Annotated in this window: 14 protein-coding genes; 9 read left to right on the top strand and 5 right to left on the bottom strand. The window is 68.3% G+C overall.

From position 1 onward, the window contains the following. The first annotated feature begins 24 nt into the window (after positions 1 to 24). From ABIA73_RS08465 to ABIA73_RS08475, 3 genes are all read left to right on the top strand, one after another. Positions 25 to 465, top strand: coding sequence for a hypothetical protein (locus tag ABIA73_RS08465; RefSeq protein ID WP_025877987.1), 441 nt, complete (start codon positions 25 to 27; stop codon positions 463 to 465). A gap of 159 nt (positions 466 to 624) precedes the next feature. Beyond that, a complete protein-coding gene (locus ABIA73_RS08470) occupies positions 625 to 885 on the top strand; it encodes a YcgL domain-containing protein (RefSeq protein ID WP_025877986.1) in 261 nt (86 codons plus the stop codon). Next, complete coding sequence (locus ABIA73_RS08475; protein ID WP_312400705.1) at positions 878 to 4,216, top strand: ankyrin repeat domain-containing protein; 3,339 nt, start codon at positions 878 to 880, stop codon at positions 4,214 to 4,216. The genes ABIA73_RS08470 and ABIA73_RS08475 overlap by 8 nt, the downstream gene beginning before the upstream one ends. A gap of 246 nt (positions 4,217 to 4,462) precedes the next feature. On the opposite strand, the gene ABIA73_RS08480 is transcribed toward ABIA73_RS08475, so the two are convergent. Continuing rightward, positions 4,463 to 6,250, bottom strand: a complete 1,788-nt coding sequence (locus ABIA73_RS08480; RefSeq protein WP_032976814.1) for a monovalent cation:proton antiporter-2 (CPA2) family protein — start codon at positions 6,248 to 6,250, stop codon at positions 4,463 to 4,465. A gap of 344 nt (positions 6,251 to 6,594) precedes the next feature. Here ABIA73_RS08480 and mgtE point away from each other — a divergent pair, with 344 nt between their 5' ends. Next, a complete protein-coding gene (gene mgtE, locus ABIA73_RS08485) occupies positions 6,595 to 7,965 on the top strand; it encodes a magnesium transporter (protein WP_025877611.1) in 1,371 nt (456 codons plus the stop codon). Positions 7,966 to 8,102: 137 nt separating this feature from the next. Continuing rightward, the gene (locus ABIA73_RS08490) at positions 8,103 to 10,829 is read left to right on the top strand and encodes a bifunctional acetate--CoA ligase family protein/GNAT family N-acetyltransferase (protein WP_099844117.1); all 2,727 of its coding nucleotides are present in this window, start codon (positions 8,103 to 8,105) and stop codon (positions 10,827 to 10,829) included. 42 nt (positions 10,830 to 10,871) lie between these two features. Here ABIA73_RS08490 and ABIA73_RS08495 read toward each other — a convergent pair whose 3' ends face one another. Continuing rightward, positions 10,872 to 11,252: a YbjQ family protein gene (locus tag ABIA73_RS08495; protein WP_025877607.1), complete on the bottom strand. Its 381-nt coding sequence runs from the start codon at positions 11,250 to 11,252 to the stop codon at positions 10,872 to 10,874. Positions 11,253 to 11,297: 45 nt separating this feature from the next. On the opposite strand from ABIA73_RS08495, the gene ABIA73_RS08500 reads away from it, so the two are divergent. Next, positions 11,298 to 11,999, top strand: coding sequence for an alpha/beta fold hydrolase (locus ABIA73_RS08500; protein ID WP_223482991.1), 702 nt, complete (start codon positions 11,298 to 11,300; stop codon positions 11,997 to 11,999). Positions 12,000 to 12,072: 73 nt separating this feature from the next. Here the strand turns inward: ABIA73_RS08500 and dkgB are convergent, their stop codons facing one another. Together dkgB and ABIA73_RS08510 are read right to left on the bottom strand one after the other, a co-directional pair. Then, a complete protein-coding gene (gene dkgB / locus ABIA73_RS08505; protein WP_033832513.1) occupies positions 12,073 to 12,882 on the bottom strand; it encodes a 2,5-didehydrogluconate reductase DkgB in 810 nt (269 codons plus the stop codon). 85 nt (positions 12,883 to 12,967) lie between these two features. After that, complete coding sequence (locus tag ABIA73_RS08510; RefSeq protein ID WP_025877602.1) at positions 12,968 to 14,182, bottom strand: MFS transporter; 1,215 nt, start codon at positions 14,180 to 14,182, stop codon at positions 12,968 to 12,970. A gap of 105 nt (positions 14,183 to 14,287) precedes the next feature. Here ABIA73_RS08510 and ABIA73_RS08515 point away from each other — a divergent pair, with 105 nt between their 5' ends. Then, positions 14,288 to 15,190, top strand: a complete 903-nt coding sequence (locus ABIA73_RS08515) for a LysR family transcriptional regulator (RefSeq protein WP_218788177.1) — start codon at positions 14,288 to 14,290, stop codon at positions 15,188 to 15,190. A 102-nt stretch (positions 15,191 to 15,292) separates the two neighbouring features. On the opposite strand, the gene ABIA73_RS08520 is transcribed toward ABIA73_RS08515, so the two are convergent. Continuing rightward, on the bottom strand, positions 15,293 to 17,413 hold the full coding sequence (locus ABIA73_RS08520; RefSeq protein WP_218788176.1) for a methyl-accepting chemotaxis protein: 2,121 nt from the start codon (positions 17,411 to 17,413) through the stop codon (positions 15,293 to 15,295). Between the two features lie 183 nt (positions 17,414 to 17,596). Between ABIA73_RS08520 and ABIA73_RS08525 the strand changes: the two genes are divergently transcribed. Together ABIA73_RS08525 and ABIA73_RS08530 are read left to right on the top strand one after the other, a co-directional pair. Further along, positions 17,597 to 18,052: an Rrf2 family transcriptional regulator gene (locus ABIA73_RS08525; protein WP_032976824.1), complete on the top strand. Its 456-nt coding sequence runs from the start codon at positions 17,597 to 17,599 to the stop codon at positions 18,050 to 18,052. After that, the gene (locus tag ABIA73_RS08530; RefSeq protein ID WP_032976825.1) at positions 18,042 to 18,947 is read left to right on the top strand and encodes an NAD(P)/FAD-dependent oxidoreductase; all 906 of its coding nucleotides are present in this window, start codon (positions 18,042 to 18,044) and stop codon (positions 18,945 to 18,947) included. Before ABIA73_RS08525 ends, ABIA73_RS08530 begins: the two co-directional genes overlap by 11 nt. Positions 18,948 to 18,995: the final 48 nt, after the last annotated feature.

An 18,995-nucleotide genomic window follows, 5' to 3' on the forward strand; every position in this document is an offset into this window, starting at 1 on the left:
GCACCCCAACAAGGAGACGTTCCGATGCGCCGCACCCTGCTGATCGCCACTGCCACCGCGCTGCTGGCCCTGACTTCCACCGCTTCGGCGCGCGATACCCGCGTCGAACAGTCCCTGCGCGAGCTGATCAGTTCGCAGGCCGCCAAAGATGCCGGCATCGACGGCAGCGTGCGCTTCTACCTGGCCGGCCAACCGGTCAGCGTGCAGCAGCGCCTGGGCGAAGACGTGACCAACAAGAAGACCAACGCCGCCAACAAGAGCGACGTCGAGGCCTGCAACTGGGTCGCGCTGTCGGCACTGCTGGCCCTGCAGGACGGTGCCAAGTCGCGCGGCGCCAACGCCGTGGTCGACATCGTCAGCTACTACAAGAAGAACGAGTTCAAGAGCGCGACCAACTACGAGTGCTGGGCCGGCACCTTCGTCGCCGGCGTGGCCCTGAAGGGCACCTACGCCAAGGTCAAGTAAGCGCTGCCGACCGGTGGCGCAGCCTGAACGGCGCCGCCACATTGCTGAACCTCAACGGGGAAACGCCGTCGATCGCGCCGCCATCGTCGCGTGACGGCTTTCCCCGGTGTCGGCTTTCCGACACAATCACGGCTCTTCCCGGGTTATCGTCCCGTGGACATGCACGCCTACGTCTATAAAAGCCAACTCAAGCCGGACACCTACGTCTATCTCGCCCGACGCGATGACTTCAGCGCTTTGCCTGCGCCGCTGTCGGCGTCGTTGGGTCCGCTCGTCTTCGTGCTGGACGTGACCCTGGACGCGGAGCGCCGGCTGGCCCAGGCCGACCCGGCCAAGGTGCGCAGCGAACTGACCGAGCGCGGGTTCTACCTGCAGGTGCCGCCGTCGGTGAGCAGCATGATGCTGCGCCACTATGACTGAGCTTTCCCGATCCCGCGCCCTGTCGCTGGCCTTCACCCTGGGTGCCTTGCTGGCCCTGGGTTCGGCGCTGGGCGGCCTGCCCGGTGCGGTGCTGGCGGCACTGGCACAACCGGCGTTCGCATTGGGAATCTCGTGGTGGCGGCGCAGCCGTGCGCTGCTGCCGCCGAAGGTGATCGTCCGCCAGGACCTGCCGGCGCTGCTGGCACTGTGGATCGCCGCGCCGTTGCTGCTGGCCCTGTTGCTGGCCTGGCCGCTGGCCGCGCTGCGCGACAGCGGTAGCCTGGCTGCGGTGCTGGGCCTGAGCGTGCTGGTCAGCGCTGGCCTGCTGGCGGCTTGGCGCACCTGGCCGCTGTGGAATGATGTCGAGCGTCTCGACGGTGGCCTGGCCCAGCATTGGCAGGCGCTGGCCGGCCGCGACCTCAGCGCCTGGCGTGGCCTTGGCGTGGCCGCACTGGTGATGGCCCTGGCCGCACTGGTGGTACTGCCGACCTGGCCGGGCCTGCTGCCGGAAAGCGCGCGTTGGCCGTCGGCACTGGCGGTGCTGCTGCTGTCGCCGCTGCTCCACCTGCTGCTGCAGCGCATCGCACCGGCGCCGCTGGTCTCGCTGCGCGGCCCGGTTGGCGCTGAACTGCCGGTTGATCGCGAAACGCTGTTCAGCGCTGCGGTGGACACCACACCGCTGGAAGCATTGGCGCCGCAGGAGCTGACCCCGGCCCTGTACGAAGCCGCACGCCACGGCCGCATCGACCGCGCGCTGCAGTTGCTGCAGGCCGGCGCCGATCCGCATTCATTGCCTGACCCCAACTGGCGCGACCAGCGCAGCCTGGCTGTACTGGCCGCGGTATTGCCGGACCTGCGCCTGCTGCGCGAGCTGATCGGCCGCGGCGTCGATGTGAACGCGCCGCACCGTGGCATGACCCCGCTGCTGGCCGCGACCCGCGACAGCTGGCATGGGCGTCCGGAAGCGGTGATGACCCTGCTGGCCAACGGTGCCGATTCGCGCGCCACCGACAGCGAGGGCAACACGCCCCTGCACCACGCCGCGCGCAGTTCCGACCCGGGCGTGGCCGCGCTGCTGCGTGATGCGGCGGCTGAAGTGGACGCACTGAACCGTGATGGCTGGTCGCCGCTGGCGGTGGCCTGCCAGGTCGGCAACTGGCGCCTGGCGCGCTTCCTGCTGGAGCGTGGCGCGCGCAGCGAACCGGCTGACGGCACCCCGGTGCTGCTGGCCGCGGCCGCCACCGAGGACGACGATCCGGCCGGCGTGCAGCTGCTGCTCAAGCACAAGGCACGTACCGACGCGCGCGACCGCCAGCGCCGCAGCGCGCTGCATGAAGCCGCACTGGCCGGCCACGTGGACATCATCGGCGTGCTGCTGGCCGCCGGTGCCAACCTGGAAGCGCGCGATGCGCTGGGCCGCACCCCGTGGCTGGAAGCCGCACGCGCCGGCCGCGCTGCCGTGGTCGAGCACCTGCTGCCGCACAAACCCGACCTGGTTGCGGTCGACACCGATGGCCGCAACGCGGTGCTGCTGGCCACGATGGCCGAGGACGTTTCGCCGTTGTTGATCAAGCGCCTGCTGGAACTGGGGATCGCCGCCGACGGCAGCGATCCGGCCGGCCGGCGCGCGGTGGACTATGCCGCCGAAGCCGGTCGCTGGGCGATCGTGGCCCTGCTGGACCCGTCCTACCCGCTGCCCGCCGCGGTCAGCGATGGCCTGGCCGAGCGCGGTGAGACGGCCAGCGCCAGCGGCCTGTTGCCCGACCGCCCGCCGTTGACCCTGCTGCGCGAGGCGCTGGGGTTCGGCAATACCGATGGCATGGCCGCACTGGCCAGGCTGTGCCAACCCGAAGAACTGGGTGGCCTGCTGCTCGATCCGGAGCTGGCGCTGGAGCCGCGTGCGGTCGACTGGCTGCTCGCCCATGGTGCCGATCCGTACGTGCGCGACGCCTGCGCAGATACGCCGATGTTCGCGCTGCTTTCGCGTGGCATCGATGCCGTGCCAGCCCTGCAGGTGATGCTGCAGCACGGCCTGTCGCCGGCCGGGCGTGGTGGCCTGGCGCGTTTCCTGGCCGCCTGTGCGCAGCACGACCAGGCGGCGCGTGGCCTTGAGCAGCTGGCGCTGGAACTGCTGGAGCGGGGCGCCGATCCGTTTGCCGCCTCGCCAGCCGGTGATCCGCCGTTGTCGCTGGCGGTGCGCCTGGGCTGGCTGCGCCTGCAGCAGGCCCTGCTCACCACCGGCGTGGACCGCGAAGCACGCGACAGCCATGGCATGACCGCGCTGCATCTGGCCACCGCACTGGCGCGCGAAAGCGCCTTGAAGCTGTTGGTGCAGCACGGCGCCTCGCCGGAAGCGCGTGCTGCCGATGGGCAGACACCGCTGGGCGTGGCGTTGTCGATCGGTCGTCGTGATCTGGCTGATTGGCTGGACTGGCGCGTCTGGCCGCTGCCGCGCCGGACCCTGCGCGAAGGCGATCTGCCGGCCGCCGCGATGGCCGGTGATGTCGACGCCGTGCGTCGTTTGAATGATCTTGGCTTTGCCGTCGACGCCGTCGATGCGCAGGGCTGCACCGCACTGCTGCGTGCTGCCGGCGGTGGCCACCTGGCCGTGGTCGACCTGCTGCTGGCGCGCGGCGCTGATCCGCAGCATGCCGCTGCCAGTGGTGCCACGCCGTTGTCAGCGGCGGTCAGCATGCGCCAGGTCGAGATCGTCTCGGCCCTGCTCGACGCCGGTGCGCAGCTCGAACACCGCCTGCCAGGCGGGGTCACCGTGCTGATGCTGGCCTCGGCGCTGGGCCTGCCGGACATCGTGGCGCGCCTGCTCACCGCCGGTGCCGATGTGCACGCCGGCGATGCCCAGCAGCTGGCGCCGCTGCACTGCGCAGCCCTGTATGGCTTCAGTGCGCGCGACCGTTCGCGCCTGCTGGCGCTGCTCGATACCCTGCTGCTGGCTGGTGCAGAGCCGGACCAGGCTGCCGCCGGTGCGGTCACGCCGTTGCTGCTGCTGCTGGGCGCGCGCGCCGAACCGGGCACTGCCTGCGACGAGCAGGTGGTGATGGCCGCCGTCGAGCGCCTGCTGGATGAAGACGTCAGCCTGGACGTGCGCGATCCGCGCGGCTTCGGTCCGCTGCACCTGGCTGCCCTGCACGGGTTGCCGCTGCTGGTGCAGCGCCTGCTGCGCGCCGGTGCCGACCCGGAAGCACGTGACGGCTTGAACCGCAGCCCGCGCGAGATCGCGGTGATGCGCGGCTTCATCGACGTCGCCGCCGAGTTCGAGCCGCGCGTGCCGGGTGTCTCTTCGATGGCCAGGTTCCTGCGCGACAACGGCTGACCCCTGGGCGCGGTAGTGCCGGCCGCTGGCCGGCAGCTTCGCAATCCTGGCGAGGTTCATGAGGTTGCCGGCCAGCGGCCGGCACTACCCAACCCCGTCGATCAGCGTTGCTTGTCGCCGTCGCTTTCCGCGTCCGAGCCGCGCGTGCCGGGCGTATCGTCGATGGCCAGGTTCCTGCGCGACAACGGCTGAAGGTCGCCTTCCATTGGGTGGGTGCCGACCGTTGGTCGGCACACCGGCCCGCGGTCAGCGCTCCTTGTCGCCGTCGCTTTCCGCGTCCGCTTCGAACAGGTGCATCAGGTCGTTGCGGGCATCGCGCGAGGTCTGGATCACGGCGGCCTCGTCGTCGTAGACCAGGTACTGGTCGCGCAGCAGCTTCTCGTCGTGCTCGCGGAACTGCTGCACATGGCGCTCGGCCACGTTCGGTGCCACGCCCAGCGCGGTCAGCACGCGCCCGCTCATTTCCAGGCTGGTACCGAATACTTCGCGGAACGGTTCGGCCGACATGTCCATCAACCGCCAGGCATGCTGGCGGTTGCGCGCACGCGCCAGCACCGTCGCGTCAGGGTACAGGCGGCGCACCATGCGCACCGCCCGCAGGTTGGTTTCCGGGTCGTCCACGGTGATCACGAACACGTCGATGTGCTCGCCACCGGCGGCGCGCAGCATCTCCGGCCGGGTCGGATCGCCGTAGTACAGCTGGTTGCCGAAGCGGCGCAGGTCGGCCACCGTGTCCGGGTTCGCCTCCAGTGCCACGAACGGCACCTTCTGCGCGGTGAGCAGGCGCGCGATCACCTGGCCGAAGCGGCCCATGCCGGCAATCAGCACCTTCGGGCGATTGTCCGGCGCCACCTTGTCGGCCTCCGCCGCTTGGCGGGGCGCGACCTTCTCCTCGCCGAGCAGGCGCATCAGGGCGATCATCAGCAACGGGGTGATCGCCATCGACAGGCCGACGATCGCCACCAGCCGGTCATGGTTGGCATTGCCCAGCAGATGCGCACGCTGGGCTTCGTTGAACACCACGAAGGCGAATTCGCCGCCCAGCCACAACACGCTGCCCAGCAGCAACGACTGCCGCGAGCTGAGTCTGGCGATGCGGCCGATGGCGTACAGCAGGCTGAACTTCACCACCAGCAGGATCGCCACGCCCGCAGCGATCATCCACGGTTCGGCGGCGATGCGGTCCAGGTCGATGCCCATGCCCACGGCAATGAAGAACAGGCCCAGCAGCAGGCCCTTGAACGGCTCGATCTGCGATTCCAGCTCATGCCGGAATTCCGAATCGGACAGCAGCACGCCGGCCAGGAATGCCCCCAGGCTGGGGCTCAGGCCGGCTTCCTGCATGAACCAGGCGGTGCCCAGCACCACCAGCAGTGCGGTGGCGGTGAACACCTCCGGGCTGCGGGTGCGGGCGATGATGCCGAACACCCGGCGCAGCACCGGCCGCCCGCACAGGATCACCACCGCCAGCGCGCCCAGCGCGACGGCCGCATCTTCCCAGCGCAGCGTCTCGTTCTTGACCCCGCCCAGCAGCGGAATCGCGGCCAGCAGCGGAATGGCGATCAGGTCCTGGAACAGCAGGATGGCAAATCCCAGCCGGCCATGGTCGCTGTTGATCGCCTTGTGTTCGGACAGCAGCTGCAGGCCGACCGCAGTCGACGACAGCGCCAGCGCCACGCCCACCACCAGCGCGCTCTTCCACTGGAAGTGATCGAGCAGCAGCAGGCCGCCCAGCACCAGCCCGGACAGCGCCACCTGCGCCGCGCCCGCACCGAACACCGAGCGCCGCATCACCTTCAGCCGGGCCGGGGACAGCTCCAGCCCGATCACGAACAGCAGCATGACCACGCCGATCTCGGCCGCGCCGAGGATGCGGTCGGCGTCCTGTACGAAGCCCAGACCGTCCGGACCCAGCACCACGCCGGCCGCCAGGTAGCCCAGCACCGCGCCGAAGCCGAACTTCTTGAACACCGGCACCGCGATCACCGCGGCCAGCAGCAGCACCAGTGCCAGTTCCAGACCACCGCTATGCATGGGAATACCTGGTCATCGGGAGGCCGGCTGTGCGTCCGTTCGGCGGGGAGGGGAAGCGCGGCGGATGCCACCTGGGCATTATGCGCGCGCCGCTGTGTACGCACGAGAACGGCAGCGGGCCCATTGTCCGGTCAGCGTGGCGGGTTGACCTGCACCGACCGCAGGTCCAGACTGCCCGCCGCTGCCGGCGTGTCCGGCAGTACACCCCTCCGGAGTCCCCAACCCATGTCCAGCGACAGTAGAAGTCGACCTCGGTCGACGCCAGCGATGGCCACCGCCTGACACCGGGACGGTTTGCCTGCGTTGGCGTTGCGCGAGGTCGCACCCCATGAAGGCGAATCACCATGAACCAGAAGCAATTGCTGCGTCCGGTGGCCGATGCCGCAGCATTGTCGGCACCGCTGGCGAACTACAACACCGCCGACGCGGTGGAATTCCTCAACACGCTCGAACTGCAGCGCGCCGCCGAGACGCTGGCCGCGCTGTCGTTGCCGCGTGCAGTGAAGATGCTCGAGGCGCCGGAGCTGCACCGCAGTGGCGAACTGGTTGCCGCACTGCCGCCGGCACGCGCGGCCGCGCTGCTGGGGTTGATGGCCGACGACCGTGCCACCGATATCGTCCACGAGCTGGATGAAGAAGAACGCGCGCGGCTGATTCCGCTGCTGGGCAACGAAGCCCGGCAGACCATCCAGAAGCTGCTGAGCTACCCGCCGAACACCGCCGGTGCGCTGATGACCACCGAGTTCGTCGCCGTGCCCGCCACCTGGACCGTGGCCCAGACCCTGCAGCACATCCGCCAGGTCGAACGCACGCGCGAGACCGTGTATGCGATCTACGTGCTCGACCCGGCCAACCAGCAGCTGCAGCAGGTGGTGACCATGCGCCGGCTGATCACCGGGCTGCCGGAGGAATCGATCCTGGATGTGGCCCAGGTCAATCCGCCGGTGATGGTGGATGCGCAGATGGACCAGGAAGACGTGGCGCGGCTGATCCGCCGCCACGATCTGCTGGCCATTCCAGTGGTGGACGCGCAGCAGCACATGCTCGGCATCGTCACCGTCGATGACATCCTCGATGCGCTGATCGAAGAGTCCACCGAAGACGCGCACAAGTTCGGCGGCATGGAGGCGCTGGACAAGCCGTACATGCAGATCGGCTTCTTCGAGATGCTGCGCAAGCGCGCCGGCTGGCTGAGCGTGCTGTTCGTCGGCGAGATGCTGACCGCCAGCGCGATGCAGCACTACGAGGACGAACTGGCGCGCGCGGTGGTGCTGACCCTGTTCATTCCGTTGATCATGAGCTCGGGTGGCAACTCCGGTTCGCAGGCGACCTCGCTGCTGATCCGCAGCCTGGCGCTGCGCGAACTGCGCCTGCGCGACTGGTGGAAGGTGGCACTACGCGAAGTGCCCACCGGCATGGTGCTCGGCGCCATCCTCGGTTGCCTGGCCATCGTACGCATCGTGATCTGGCAGCTCGGTGGCTTCCATGACTACGGCGAGCACTGGATTCTGCTGGCGATCACCATCGGTGCCGCGCTGGTGGGCATCGTCACGTTCGGCTCGCTGTCCGGGTCGATGCTGCCCTTCATCCTCAAGCGGCTGGGCTTCGACCCGGCCAGCGCCTCGGCCCCGTTCGTGGCCACCCTGGTGGATGTGACCGGCCTGGTCATCTACTTCAGCATCGCCGCGATGATCCTGCACGGGACGCTGCTGTAACGGGGGGGCGTCATCCACGCATGGCGTGGATCCACTGGTTCTGGCCGGCGCAGTAGATCCACGCCCTGCGTGGATGCGATGCCAGGTTCCTGCGCACGATCATGCCGCCGCAGCGCCGGTCCGTGTAACGTAGGCACATGAGTACCTACCACCTGCAGTCCGTGTTCCGTCCGCAGTCGGTCGCGGTGATCGGCGGCAGCCCGCGTGAGCGCTCGGCGGGCCGCGCGGTGATGCGCAACCTGCGCGGCACCGGCTTCCCCGGCAAAGTGGCATGGATCAACCCGCGCCATGCCGAGATCGATGGCATCCGCACGGTGAAGCGGCTGAAGGACCTGGACTGGGTGCCGGAACTGGTGGTGATCACCGCACCGGCCGCCATCGTGCCGCAGGTGGTACGCACCGCTGCCGAACGTGGCGTGCAGGCCGCGATCATCCTCACCGCGCACCTGGGAGAAGGCCCGGGCTCGCCATGGGCACAGGTGGAGGCCGCCGCGCGCGCGCATGGCCTGCGCATCCTCGGCCCGCACTGCCTGGGCGTGATCGCACCACATGCACGGCTCAATGCCAGCATCGCCGCGCATTTCCCACAGGCCGGCGACCTCGCGCTGATCTCCGAATCCTCGGCGATTGCCGCCGCCCTGGTGGAATGGGGCGTGGCGCGCTCGGTAGGGTTCTCCGCCGTGGTTTCGCTGGGCGACACCATGGACGTGGACTTCGGCGATCTGCTGGATTACTTCGCCACCGACTACCGTACCCGCGCCATCCTGCTCTATGTCGAGCAGATCAAGGACGCGCGCAAGTTCATGTCGGCCGCGCGCGCCGCTGCGCGTGCCAAACCCGTGGTGGTGGTGAAGTCCGGGCGCGCCGAACGGGTACAGCCGGGCAGCGCCGATACCCACGTGCAGGCACTGGCGCGCGCCGATGATGTGTACGGCGCGGCATTCAACCGTGCCGGCCTGCTGCGGGTGAGCGCACTGGACGAACTGTTCACCGCGGCCGAGTCGCTGGGCCGGCTTGGCACCTTCCCCGGTCGTCGCCTGGCCATCCTCAGCAACGGCGGTGGCGTCGGCCACCTGGCGGTGGACCAGCTGATCGCCCTGCAGGGCACGCTGGCGCAACTGTCCGACAGCACCGTGCAGAAGCTGGATGCGGTACTGCCGCAGGGCTGGACGCGCAGCAACCCGGTCGACATCGTGGTCGACGCCGATGGTGATCGCTATGCCACTGCCATCGAAGCGTTGCTGGCCGACAGCGAGAACGATGCGGTGCTGGTGGTCAACGTGCCTACCGCGTTCACCTCGTCGGCCGATGCGGCGCAGGCGCTGACCCGTACGCTCGGCCTGCGCCCGCGCCACCACCGCGACAAGCCGGTATTCGCGGTGTGGCTGGGCAACGACGACCAGGCCACTGCCACCCTCAATGCCGCACGCGTGCCGACCTATCCCACCGAAGCGGAGGCCGTGCGCGGCTTCCAGCATCTGGTGCGTTACCGGGAGGCACAGAGTGCGTTGATGGAAACGCCGCCGAGCCTGCCGCAGGATTTCAGCGTGGATACCGCGCGTGCGCGCGCGCTGGTCGAAGCCGCGCTGGCCAATGGCCAGGGCTGGCTGGACCCATTGGCCACCCATGAACTGCTGAAGGCCTACGGCATCCCCTCTGCACCGGTGATGCATGCGCGCGATGCGCACGAGGCGATGGACCTGGCGCAACCCTTGCTGGAGCGTGGTGCGACAGTCGCGCTGAAGATCCTGTCGCCCGATATTCCGCACAAATCCGAAGTGGATGGCGTGCGCCTGAATCTGGCGACGCTGCCGGCGGTGCAGAGCGCGGCCAAGGCGATCCTTGCCCGCGCACGGCAGTTGCGGCCGGACGCGCGCATCGACGGCCTGCTGGTGCAACCGACCATCGTCCGCCCGAAGGCGCGCGAGATCATCGTCGGCATCGCCGACGACGCCACGTTTGGACCGGTGATCGTGGTCGGGCGCGGTGGCACGGCGGTGGAAGTGATCAACGACAAGGCGCTGGCGCTGCCGCCGCTTGACCTGCGCCTGGCCCACGAGCTGATCGGCCAGACGCGGGCCTCGCGCATCCTCAAGGCCTATGGCGATGTGCCCGCCGCCGATGAGCGTGCACTGGCACTGGCGCTGGTAAAACTGGCGCAGCTGGCGGCGGACATTCCCGAAGTGCGCACGCTGGACATCAATCCCCTGCTGGTGGACAGCAAGGGCATCCTCGCACTGGACGCGCGCGTGGCGGTCGCGCCGTCGCGCATCCTGCACAAGGGCCGTGGCCATCCACGCTTCGCCGTGTTCCCGTATCCGAAGGAATGGGAGCGCACCATCGAGCTGTCCGATGGCGGTCGCGCGTTCGTGCGCCCGGTGCGGCCGGAAGATGACGCGCTGTTCCGTGCGTTCTTCGCGCGTGTCAGCGACGAGGATCTGCGTCTGCGTTTCTTCCAGTCGGTGAAGCATTTCAGCCACGAGTTCATCGCCCGCCTGACCCAGCTGGACTACGCGCGCTCGATCGCATTGGTGGCGCTCGAACCGCGCAGCGGCGAGATGCTCGGCGCGGTGCGACTGCATGCCGATGCGGATTACCACCGTGGCGAGTACGGCATCCTGATCCGTTCGGATCTGAAGGGCCACGGCATCGGCTGGCGCCTGATGGCGATCATGATCGAGTACGCCAAGTGGCTGGGCCTGGACGTGGTGGAAGGCCAGGTGCTGCGCGAGAACAGCACCATGCTGGCGATGTGCCAGAGCCTGGGCTTCAAGACCCGGCTGGACCCGGACGACCCGACGGTGATGATGGTGACGTTGCCGGTGCAGCAGGTGGAAGTGCCCGACGTCCCGCCGGTGGCGTGACCGTGACGGTAGCGCCGGGCCATGCCCGGCGGAACTTCGGATTCAACGCAGCGGCTCGACCACCACCGCCGTGCCATAGCACAGCACTTCGGTCAGGCCGGTCATCACATCGGTGGCGTCGTAGCGCATGCCGATGACCGCGTTTGCACCCAGCTGCCGCGCATGCTTGACCATGTCGCGATAGGTTTCCTCGCGCGCCTGCTCGCACAACTCGGTGTAGATGGTGATGTTGCCGCCGAAGATCGTCTGGATGCCGCCAAGGAAGTTGCCCACGATCGAGCGCGAGCGCACGGTGATACCGCGTACCACGCCCAGGTTGCGCGCGATGCGGTAGCCGGGCAGCTCGAAGGCGGTGGTCACCATCGAATCCTCGAAGCGCGCTGCTGACGTGGTCGGGGTACCGCTGTTGTAGGGGTCGGCCATGGGTGTCTGGTCGTGTTGTGGGTTTGAAGACGCCACAATACCCGCATGACCGACCGCATTCCCCTGCTGCTGCTCCCGGGCCTGCTCAACGACGCCGAACTCTGGCGCGCCCAGCTGGCCGACCTGGCCGATATCGCCGACTGCACCGTGGGCGACCAGACCCGCGGCGAGACCCTGCAGGCCGTTGCCGAGGAGGTACTGGCGCAGGCGCCGGAACGGTTTGCGCTGGCCGGTTTCTCACTGGGCGGCTTCGTCGCCCAGCAGATCCTGCGCACCGCGCCGGAGCGTGTGCTGCAGCTGGCCCTGATCGACACCTCGATCCATGCCGACTCCCCGGAACGTGCCGAACAGCGCCGCAGCCAGCGCGCCAGCGTGCGCCTGCCCGGTAAATTCCACGGCTTTGGTGACGCGCTGATGCGCAGCTATATCGACGCCTCGCGGCTGGACGACTACGTGCTGGTGCAGCGCGTGCGTGACATGACGGCACGGCTGGGTGCGGAGGTGTTCCTGCGCCAGAGCGCGCTGGAGCGCAGTGATGGCCACGATGTGCTGGCCGGCTACCGCGATCCGCTGCTGATCGTCTGTGGTGCGAACGACCGCATCACGCCGTTGGCGGTGAGCGAGGAGATGCACGCGCTGGTGCCGCATTCGCAGCTGGTGGTGGTGCCCGATTGTGGGCACCTGGCACCGATGGAGAAGCCGGACGAGGTGAGTGCGGCAATGCGCGGATGGTTGTTGCAGTACTGATGGATCCGCCGGGCATGGCCCGGCGCTACCCACCGTCATCCGGTAGCGCCGGGCCATGCCCGGCGGCCGTTCTTCAATCCCAGGCCGGTGCGATGCCTTCCGGATTGGCCAGGCGGTGGCCACGGTCCAGCTTGGCGATCTGCGCCATGTCGTCTTCGGTCAGGCGGATCGCGGCGGCTTCCAGGTTGCTGGCCAGGTTCTCGCGCTTGGTCGATGACGGAATGACCGCGTAATCCTGCTGCAGCGCCCATGCCAGCGCGATCTGTGCCGGGCTGGCCTGATGACGGCCGGCGATGGCCTGGATCACTGGGTCCTTGATCACCTCGCCGTAGGCCAGGCTCATGTAGGCAGTGACGCGGATCCCGTTGTCCTGCAGGAACTTCACCAGCAGGCGGTTCTGCAGGTAGGGGTGGATCTCGATCTGGTTGGTGGCGATGGCATCGGCGCCGAGGATCTCGATCGCCTTGCGGGTCTGGGCGATGGTGAAGTTGGAGATACCGATCTCCCGGGTCAGCCCCTGTGCCTTGGCCTCAGCCAGGGCAGGCAGGTATTCCTCCATCGGCGTATCGACCTTGTCGTTCGGTGACGGCCAGTGGATCAACGCCAGGTCGACATGGTCGGTGCGCAGCTTTTCCAGACTGGTGCGCAGGCTGGCCAGCAGCGCATCGCGCTTGAACTCGGTGATCCACACCTTGGTGGTCAGGTAGATCTCGTCACGCGGCACGCCCGACTCGGCGATGGCCTGGCCGACCTCGGCTTCGTTGCCGTAGATCTGCGCGGTGTCGATGGCGCGGTAGCCGACGTCCAGCGCGTTGCGCACCGAGTCGATCACGGTCTGGTCTTTCAGGCGGAAGGTGCCGAGGCCGAAAGCGGGGACAGTCATGGAGAACTCCAAAGCGGGGGAAGGAGGTGATCGCAAAGGGTAGGGCAGGGGCCGTGTGCATGCCGGCAACGGTGCATTGCATGCATCAGTGCGCGCTCACCGCAATGCCTTCGGCGCGATCGCCGATACCGTCGCGACGGTCCAGGCGGCCGCTGAGTGCCGTCAGTGCGAACGCACCGACCACCACCAGCGCACCCAGCCACGGCGTATGCATCAGGCCGATGTGCTCGACCACCAGGCCGCCCAGCGACGCACCCAGCGCGATGCCGATGTTGAAGGCGGCGATGTTCAGGCCCGAAGCCACATCGGTCGCCTGCGGTGCGTAGCGCTGTGCCTGCTTGACCACGTACACCTGCAGGCCGGGCACGTTGCCGAACGCAACCGCGCCCAGTGCCAGCACGGTCAGCAGCATCAGCCAGGTGTTGTGGGCGGTGAAGGTCATGACCAGCAGCACGATGGCCAGCAGCGCGAAGATGCGCTTCAGCGCGGGAATCGGGCCCATGCGGTCGGCCATGCGGCCGCCCCACAGGTTGCCGATCGCCACCGACACGCCATACACCAGCAGCACCAGGCTGACCGCGTTGGCCGAGAAGCCGGTGACGTCCTGCAGGATCGGCGCCAGGTAGGTGAAGGACAGGAAGGTGCCGCCGTAGCCAAGCGCGGTGATGGCATACACCATCAGCAGGCGCGGCTGCGCCAGCACGCCCAGCTGCTGGCGGAAGGTGGCCGGCGCGCTCTGTGCCAGGCCGCGCGGCACGAACAGCAGGCTGCCCAGCAGCGCGATCACGCCCAGGCCGGCCACGGCCAGGAAGGTCGCGCGCCAGCCCAGGTGCTGGCCGATGAAGGTGCCCAGCGGCACGCCGGTCACCAGCGCCACGGTCAGGCCGGTGAACATGATGGCGATCGCGCTGGCGGCCTTCTCTTTCGGCACCACGGCGGTGGCGATGATCGAGCCGATGGAGAAGAACACGCCGTGGGCCAGGCCGGTGAGGATGCGGGCGACGATCAGCGAGGTGTAGCCCGGTGCCATCCATGCGATGACGTTGCCGAGGGTGAACAGCACCATCAGCGCCACCAGCAGGGTCTTGCGCGGCACGCGGCCGGTGAGCGCGGTCAACACCGGCGCGCCGACGGCCACGCCCAGGGCATACAGGGAGACCAGCAGGCCGGCCGAGGGCAGGCTGACCTGCAGGTCGGCAGCGATGGTCGGGATCAGGCCGACGATGACGAATTCGGTGGTGCCGATGGCAAAGGCACCGAGGGTCAGCGCCAGCAGGGCGAGCGGAATGCCACGGATCATGACAGTATCCAGAGGGAAGGAAGGCGCGCAGTGTGCGCGGCCGACCTTTGCCGAAAAACCGGTCTTCACGCCAATCACTCTTGCCGCGTGGTCAATAATGGCGCCATGAAAACCACCCTCGACGAAATGCAGGCCTTCCTGGCGGTGATCGACAGCGGTTCGATCAGCGCGGCTGCCGAGCAGCTGGGGCAGACACCTTCGGGCGTGAGCCGCGCGCTGGGCCGTCTGGAGGACAAGCTGGGCACGACCCTGCTGACCCGTACCACCCGCCGCCTGCACCTGACCGCCGAGGGCGAGGCCTACCTGCGCCATGCGCGGGCGATCATCGATGCAGTGGAATCGGCCGAGGAACAGATGGCGGCGCGGCGCGAGCGTCCGGCCGGCCGGCTGCGGGTGGATGCAGCGATGCCGTTCGTGCTGCACGTGATCGCGCCGCTGGTGGCTGGCTACCGCGCGCGCTATCCGGACGTGCAGCTGGAGTTGAACAGTTCCGAGCGCTACATCGACCTGCTGGAACGGCGCACCGATCTGGCGATCCGTATCGGCCCGCTGGCCGATTCCACCCTGCATGCGCGGCCGCTGGGGCGCTGCCGGCTGCAGGTGCTGGCCAGCCCGGCCTATCTGGCCACGCACGGCCAGCCCGCCAGCGTGGTGGCATTGGGTCAGCACACGCTGCTGGGGTTCAACGAGCCGGAGTCATTGAACCGTTGGCCGCTGCCGGGCGATGCCGAGGGGCAGCTGCTGGTGCGGCCGGACATCGCGGTGTCCAGCGGCGAGACCCTGCGCACGCTGGCGGTGGAGGGCGTGGGCATCACCTGCCTGTCCGACTTCGTGACCGAACGCGACCGCGCGGCCGGCAGCCTGGTGCCGGTGCTGGCCGCGCAGACGCTGGATGTGTACCAGCCGATCCATGCGGTGTACTACCGCAACACGGCCGTATCGGCACGGATCAGCTCGTTCCTGGATTACCTGGGCGAGGCGATGGCCGCCTCGGATTACCTGCGCTGATGGAGTGTCCGGGTTGCCGGCCAGCGGCCGGCATTACCGGGAATCGCACGCATGGTAGTGCCGGCCACTGGCCGGCAACCCCCACACTGCCCGGTGGATCCGTCAGGCCGCGCGCGCCAGCGCACCCTTGCTCGCCGTCGCGGTTCCCAGATCAAACACATCCACCGCTTCGATCAGGCGATCCGCCTGCTGTTCCAGGCTGCGTGCCGCGGCGCTGGCTTCTTCCACCAGCGCGGCATTCTGCTGGGTGGTGCCATCCATCTGGATGATGGTCTGGCTGACCTGCTCGATGCCGGCCGACTGCTCCTGTGACGCAGCGGAGATCTCGGCCATGATGTCGGTCACGCGCTGCACCGACGCGACGATCTCGGCCATGGTGTCGCCGGCCTGGCGCACACGCTGCGCACCGTGGCCAACCTGTTCCACCGACGCCTCGATCAGCGATTTGATTTCCTTGGCCGCCGCCGCCGACCGCTGCGCCAGCGTACGCACTTCACTGGCGACCACTGCGAACCCGCGGCCCTGCTCGCCGGCACGCGCCGCTTCCACCGCGGCATTCAGCGCCAGGATGTTGGTCTGGAACGCGATGCCGTCGATGACGCTGATGATGTCGGCGATCTGCCGCGACGAGCCTTCGATCGCATCCATCGTCGCCACGACCTGGCCGACCACTTCGCCGCCGTGCGAGGCCACGCTGTGCGCACCGATCGCCAGCTGGTTGGCCTGCCGCGCGTGCTCGGCGTTCTGGCGCACGGTGGAGGTCAGCTCCTCCATCGACGCGGCGGTTTCTTCCAGGTTCGCCGCCTGCTGTTCGGTGCGGCGCGACAGGTCGTTGTTGCCGGCGGAAATTTCCGCAGCAGCGGTATGGATGCTGCCGGAGGCGTGCTTGATGTCGCTGACGATCGTCGCCAGCTGTGCAGCGGTGGCGTTGGCATCCCCCGCAATGCGGGCGAACACGCCCTGGAAGTCGCCGTCCATACGCGCACCCAGTCGACCCTCGGCAATGGCACGCAGCATGGCCGAGACCTCGCCCAGGTTCTGTTCGGTGGTCTGCATCAATCGGTTCAGGCCATCGACCATCGCGCGGAAATCATGCTCGAAGCGCGCACTGTCGCCGCGCTGGCTGAAGTCGCCCGCTGCCGCAGCTTCGGCCAAGCGGCGGATCTCGCCGTTGATCGCGCCCAGGTTGGATTTCACCGCATCCAGCGCCTGGGTGATCACGGCCTTCTCGCCGGGCAGGCGCTCCATGTCCAGGCTGAGATCGCCCACTGCATAGCGGCCCATGATCGTGATCGCGCGCATCTTCACCTGGATGTGCGCATCGACCAGGGTGTTGGTGTCGGCCACCATCGTGCCGTAGGCGCCGGGGAAGGCGCTGCTGTCCATGCGGTGGCTGATCGTGCCGGCGTCGTGTGCCCTTGCCATCGCGGTCTGCGCATCAAGCACGCCACGCAGGGTGCTCTGCACGGCCTGCATCGCCTGTGCCAGGCGACCGATCTCGTCGCGGCTGCGCACCTGCACCACGTGGTCGAGGTCACCGGCGGCAACCGCACGCGCGGCCGCTTCCACCGCCAGCACCGGCTGCACCACGGCGCGCCGCAGCCACCAGCCAAGGGCGATCAGCAGCAGCACGGCGGCGCCGATGGTCAGCGCGGCGCATACCACCAGCACCTGTCGGGAATCCTGCGAACGCGCGGTCACTGCAGCCTCGGCTACCTCGGTGGCACGCACGCTCAGGGCATCCAGCGCACTGGCCACCGGACGGTCCTTGCCGCGCACCAGGGAATCGCCAACCGCCGGGTCGTAGCTGGCGTCAGCGAAGGCCTGCAGTGCGGCATGGTAGTCCTGCTGCAACTGTGCGTGCAGGCCGGAAAACGCCTGCGCCAGTTCGCGCGTGCGCGCATCGGGGCTGGCGGCCAGGCCCGTGGCCAGTTCGGCAACGACGCGGCCTTCGTTGTCGAAGGCCTGCAGGTGATGCTGGCGCAGCGCGTCATCGTGGCCGCGCAGCAGCACGTTCTTCCACTCCTGTACCTGTCCGCGGAATTCGCGTTGCAGGCGCTCGGCGTCACGGCTGTGGGCAACCTCCGGCGGTACGTCGGTGGACAGCTTCAACCAGGCCGACGCCAGGCCCGCCAGGGCGCATACCAGGACAACAGCCAGACCAACAGAAACGGCACCGAGCAGCTTCGACTGCAGCCGCGGCGCATGGGAAGAGGCTTTCATGGGACGAGATCTCGGAAGGGGTGCGATGCGGTATCGACCGTCCTTTAGCGCTCTGAAGTGCGATGCGTGTCACATTCCCGTTCTGTTTAGTGATGTGAAGAATGTGTTTCATTGGACAAATGTGTCCATATGGAACGAAAGAAGACCCTCGACAGGTGGTTTAAATGTAACTATTGTTGTTACATGAAATCCGCGAACCCGCTTTCCGACGCCCTGCACGTGATGGCCCATCTGGTCGGCCAGCACGGGCCGCGAACCTCCGAACAGCTGGCGACCTGCCTGCCGACCCATCCGGTGGTGATCCGCCGCCTGCTGGCGCAGATGCACAAGGCCGGCCTGGTACGCAGCACGCGCGGCCACGGTGGCGGCAGCCAGCTCGCCCGCGATGCGGCGACGATCACCCTGTACGACGTCTACCAGGCCATCGGCGCGCCGCCGATGGTCCAGGTCGGTACCCGCGAAGGCAGGGGCGGCTGCCCGATCCAGCAGCTGGTCAACCAGGCCCTGCTGGAGAGTGCCCGCGAAGCGCAGCGCCTGCTCGAGCAGCGGCTGCAGGCAACCACCCTCGACCAGCTTGGCGCCGACTTCGCCCGCCATCTTGCCCATCACCGTTCCCTGGAAGGTCACCATGAATCCTGATGTCCTCATCGTCGGCGGCAGCTACGCCGGCATCGCCGCCGCACTGATCCTGGCGCGTGCGCGCCGGCCGGTCACGATCATCGATGCGGGTTCGCCGCGAAACCGTTTCGCCAGCCATTCGCACGGCGTGCTGGGCCTGGACGGCATCAGTGGCGCCGAATTGTTGAAGAACGCGCGCCAGCAACTGTTGGACTACCCGAGCGTGCGTTGGCTGAATGCCGAAGCGGTGCAGGCCACGCTCCGCACCGAAGGTGTGGAGGTGCGTACCGCCGACGGCCAGGTACTGACCGCGCGCAAGCTGCTGCTGGCCACCGGTATCGCCGACCAGCTGCCCGATCTGCCCGGCCTGGCCGAGCGCTGGGGCAGCACCGTGCTGCACTGCCCGTACTGCCATGGTTATGAAGTGGGTGGCGGTTCGATCGGCCTGCTCGGCGGCCATCCGATGTCGGCCGGCAAGGCGCCGCTGTTCGCCGACTGGGGCAACGTCACCTTCTTCAGCCAGGGCCTGCCGATCAGCGAGGAGGAGCTGGCCGCCATGCAGCAGCGCGGCGTGCAGGTGGAAACCACGCCGGTGGTAGGTGTGCACGGCGAGCAGCCGACGTGGCTGGAAGTGGAACTTGCCGACGGTCGCCGTGTTGCCCAGCGTGCGCTGTTCGTGCCGGCCATGCAGCAGATGGCCACGCCGCTGGTGCAGCAGCTAGGTTGCGCGCTGGTGGAGAGTCCGCTGGGCGTGCTGGCCGAGGTGGACATGATGAAACAGACCTCGGTGCCGAACGTGTACGCCGCCGGTGATGCGACCACGGTCGGCAACATCACCCTGGCCATGGCAGAAGGCGTGCGCGCGGGCATCGGCATGCACCATGCGCTGGTGGCCGAAGACAGCCTGCCGCGCTGACGCAAAGCATCCACGCATGGTGCGGATCCGTTGAAGGGTGCCGACGTT

Origin of the sequence: Stenotrophomonas sp. 2694 (assembly GCF_040548715.1) — a bacterium.
In the GTDB taxonomy this organism is placed as follows: Bacteria; Pseudomonadota; Gammaproteobacteria; order Xanthomonadales; family Xanthomonadaceae; genus Stenotrophomonas; species Stenotrophomonas indicatrix.

Excerpts from the sequence above, each read along its gene's own strand:
- dkgB (WP_033832513.1), bottom strand. The coding sequence starts at position 12,882 with ATGACTGTCCCCGCTTTCGGCCTCGGCACCTTCCGCCTGAAAGACCAG.
- ABIA73_RS08475 (WP_312400705.1), top strand. The coding sequence starts at position 878 with ATGACTGAGCTTTCCCGATCCCGCGCCCTGTCGCTGGCCTTCACCCTG.
- ABIA73_RS08515 (WP_218788177.1), top strand. The coding sequence starts at position 14,288 with ATGAAAACCACCCTCGACGAAATGCAGGCCTTCCTGGCGGTGATCGAC.
- ABIA73_RS08520 (WP_218788176.1), bottom strand. The coding sequence starts at position 17,413 with ATGAAAGCCTCTTCCCATGCGCCGCGGCTGCAGTCGAAGCTGCTCGGT.
- ABIA73_RS08495 (WP_025877607.1), bottom strand. The coding sequence starts at position 11,252 with ATGGCCGACCCCTACAACAGCGGTACCCCGACCACGTCAGCAGCGCGC.
- ABIA73_RS08480 (WP_032976814.1), bottom strand. The coding sequence starts at position 6,250 with ATGCATAGCGGTGGTCTGGAACTGGCACTGGTGCTGCTGCTGGCCGCG.
- ABIA73_RS08530 (WP_032976825.1), top strand. The coding sequence starts at position 18,042 with ATGAATCCTGATGTCCTCATCGTCGGCGGCAGCTACGCCGGCATCGCC.
- ABIA73_RS08490 (WP_099844117.1), top strand. The coding sequence starts at position 8,103 with ATGAGTACCTACCACCTGCAGTCCGTGTTCCGTCCGCAGTCGGTCGCG.
- mgtE (WP_025877611.1), top strand. The coding sequence starts at position 6,595 with ATGAACCAGAAGCAATTGCTGCGTCCGGTGGCCGATGCCGCAGCATTG.
- ABIA73_RS08510 (WP_025877602.1), bottom strand. The coding sequence starts at position 14,182 with ATGATCCGTGGCATTCCGCTCGCCCTGCTGGCGCTGACCCTCGGTGCC.
- ABIA73_RS08500 (WP_223482991.1), top strand. The coding sequence starts at position 11,298 with ATGACCGACCGCATTCCCCTGCTGCTGCTCCCGGGCCTGCTCAACGAC.
- ABIA73_RS08525 (WP_032976824.1), top strand. The coding sequence starts at position 17,597 with ATGAAATCCGCGAACCCGCTTTCCGACGCCCTGCACGTGATGGCCCAT.
- ABIA73_RS08465 (WP_025877987.1), top strand. The coding sequence starts at position 25 with ATGCGCCGCACCCTGCTGATCGCCACTGCCACCGCGCTGCTGGCCCTG.
- ABIA73_RS08470 (WP_025877986.1), top strand. The coding sequence starts at position 625 with ATGCACGCCTACGTCTATAAAAGCCAACTCAAGCCGGACACCTACGTC.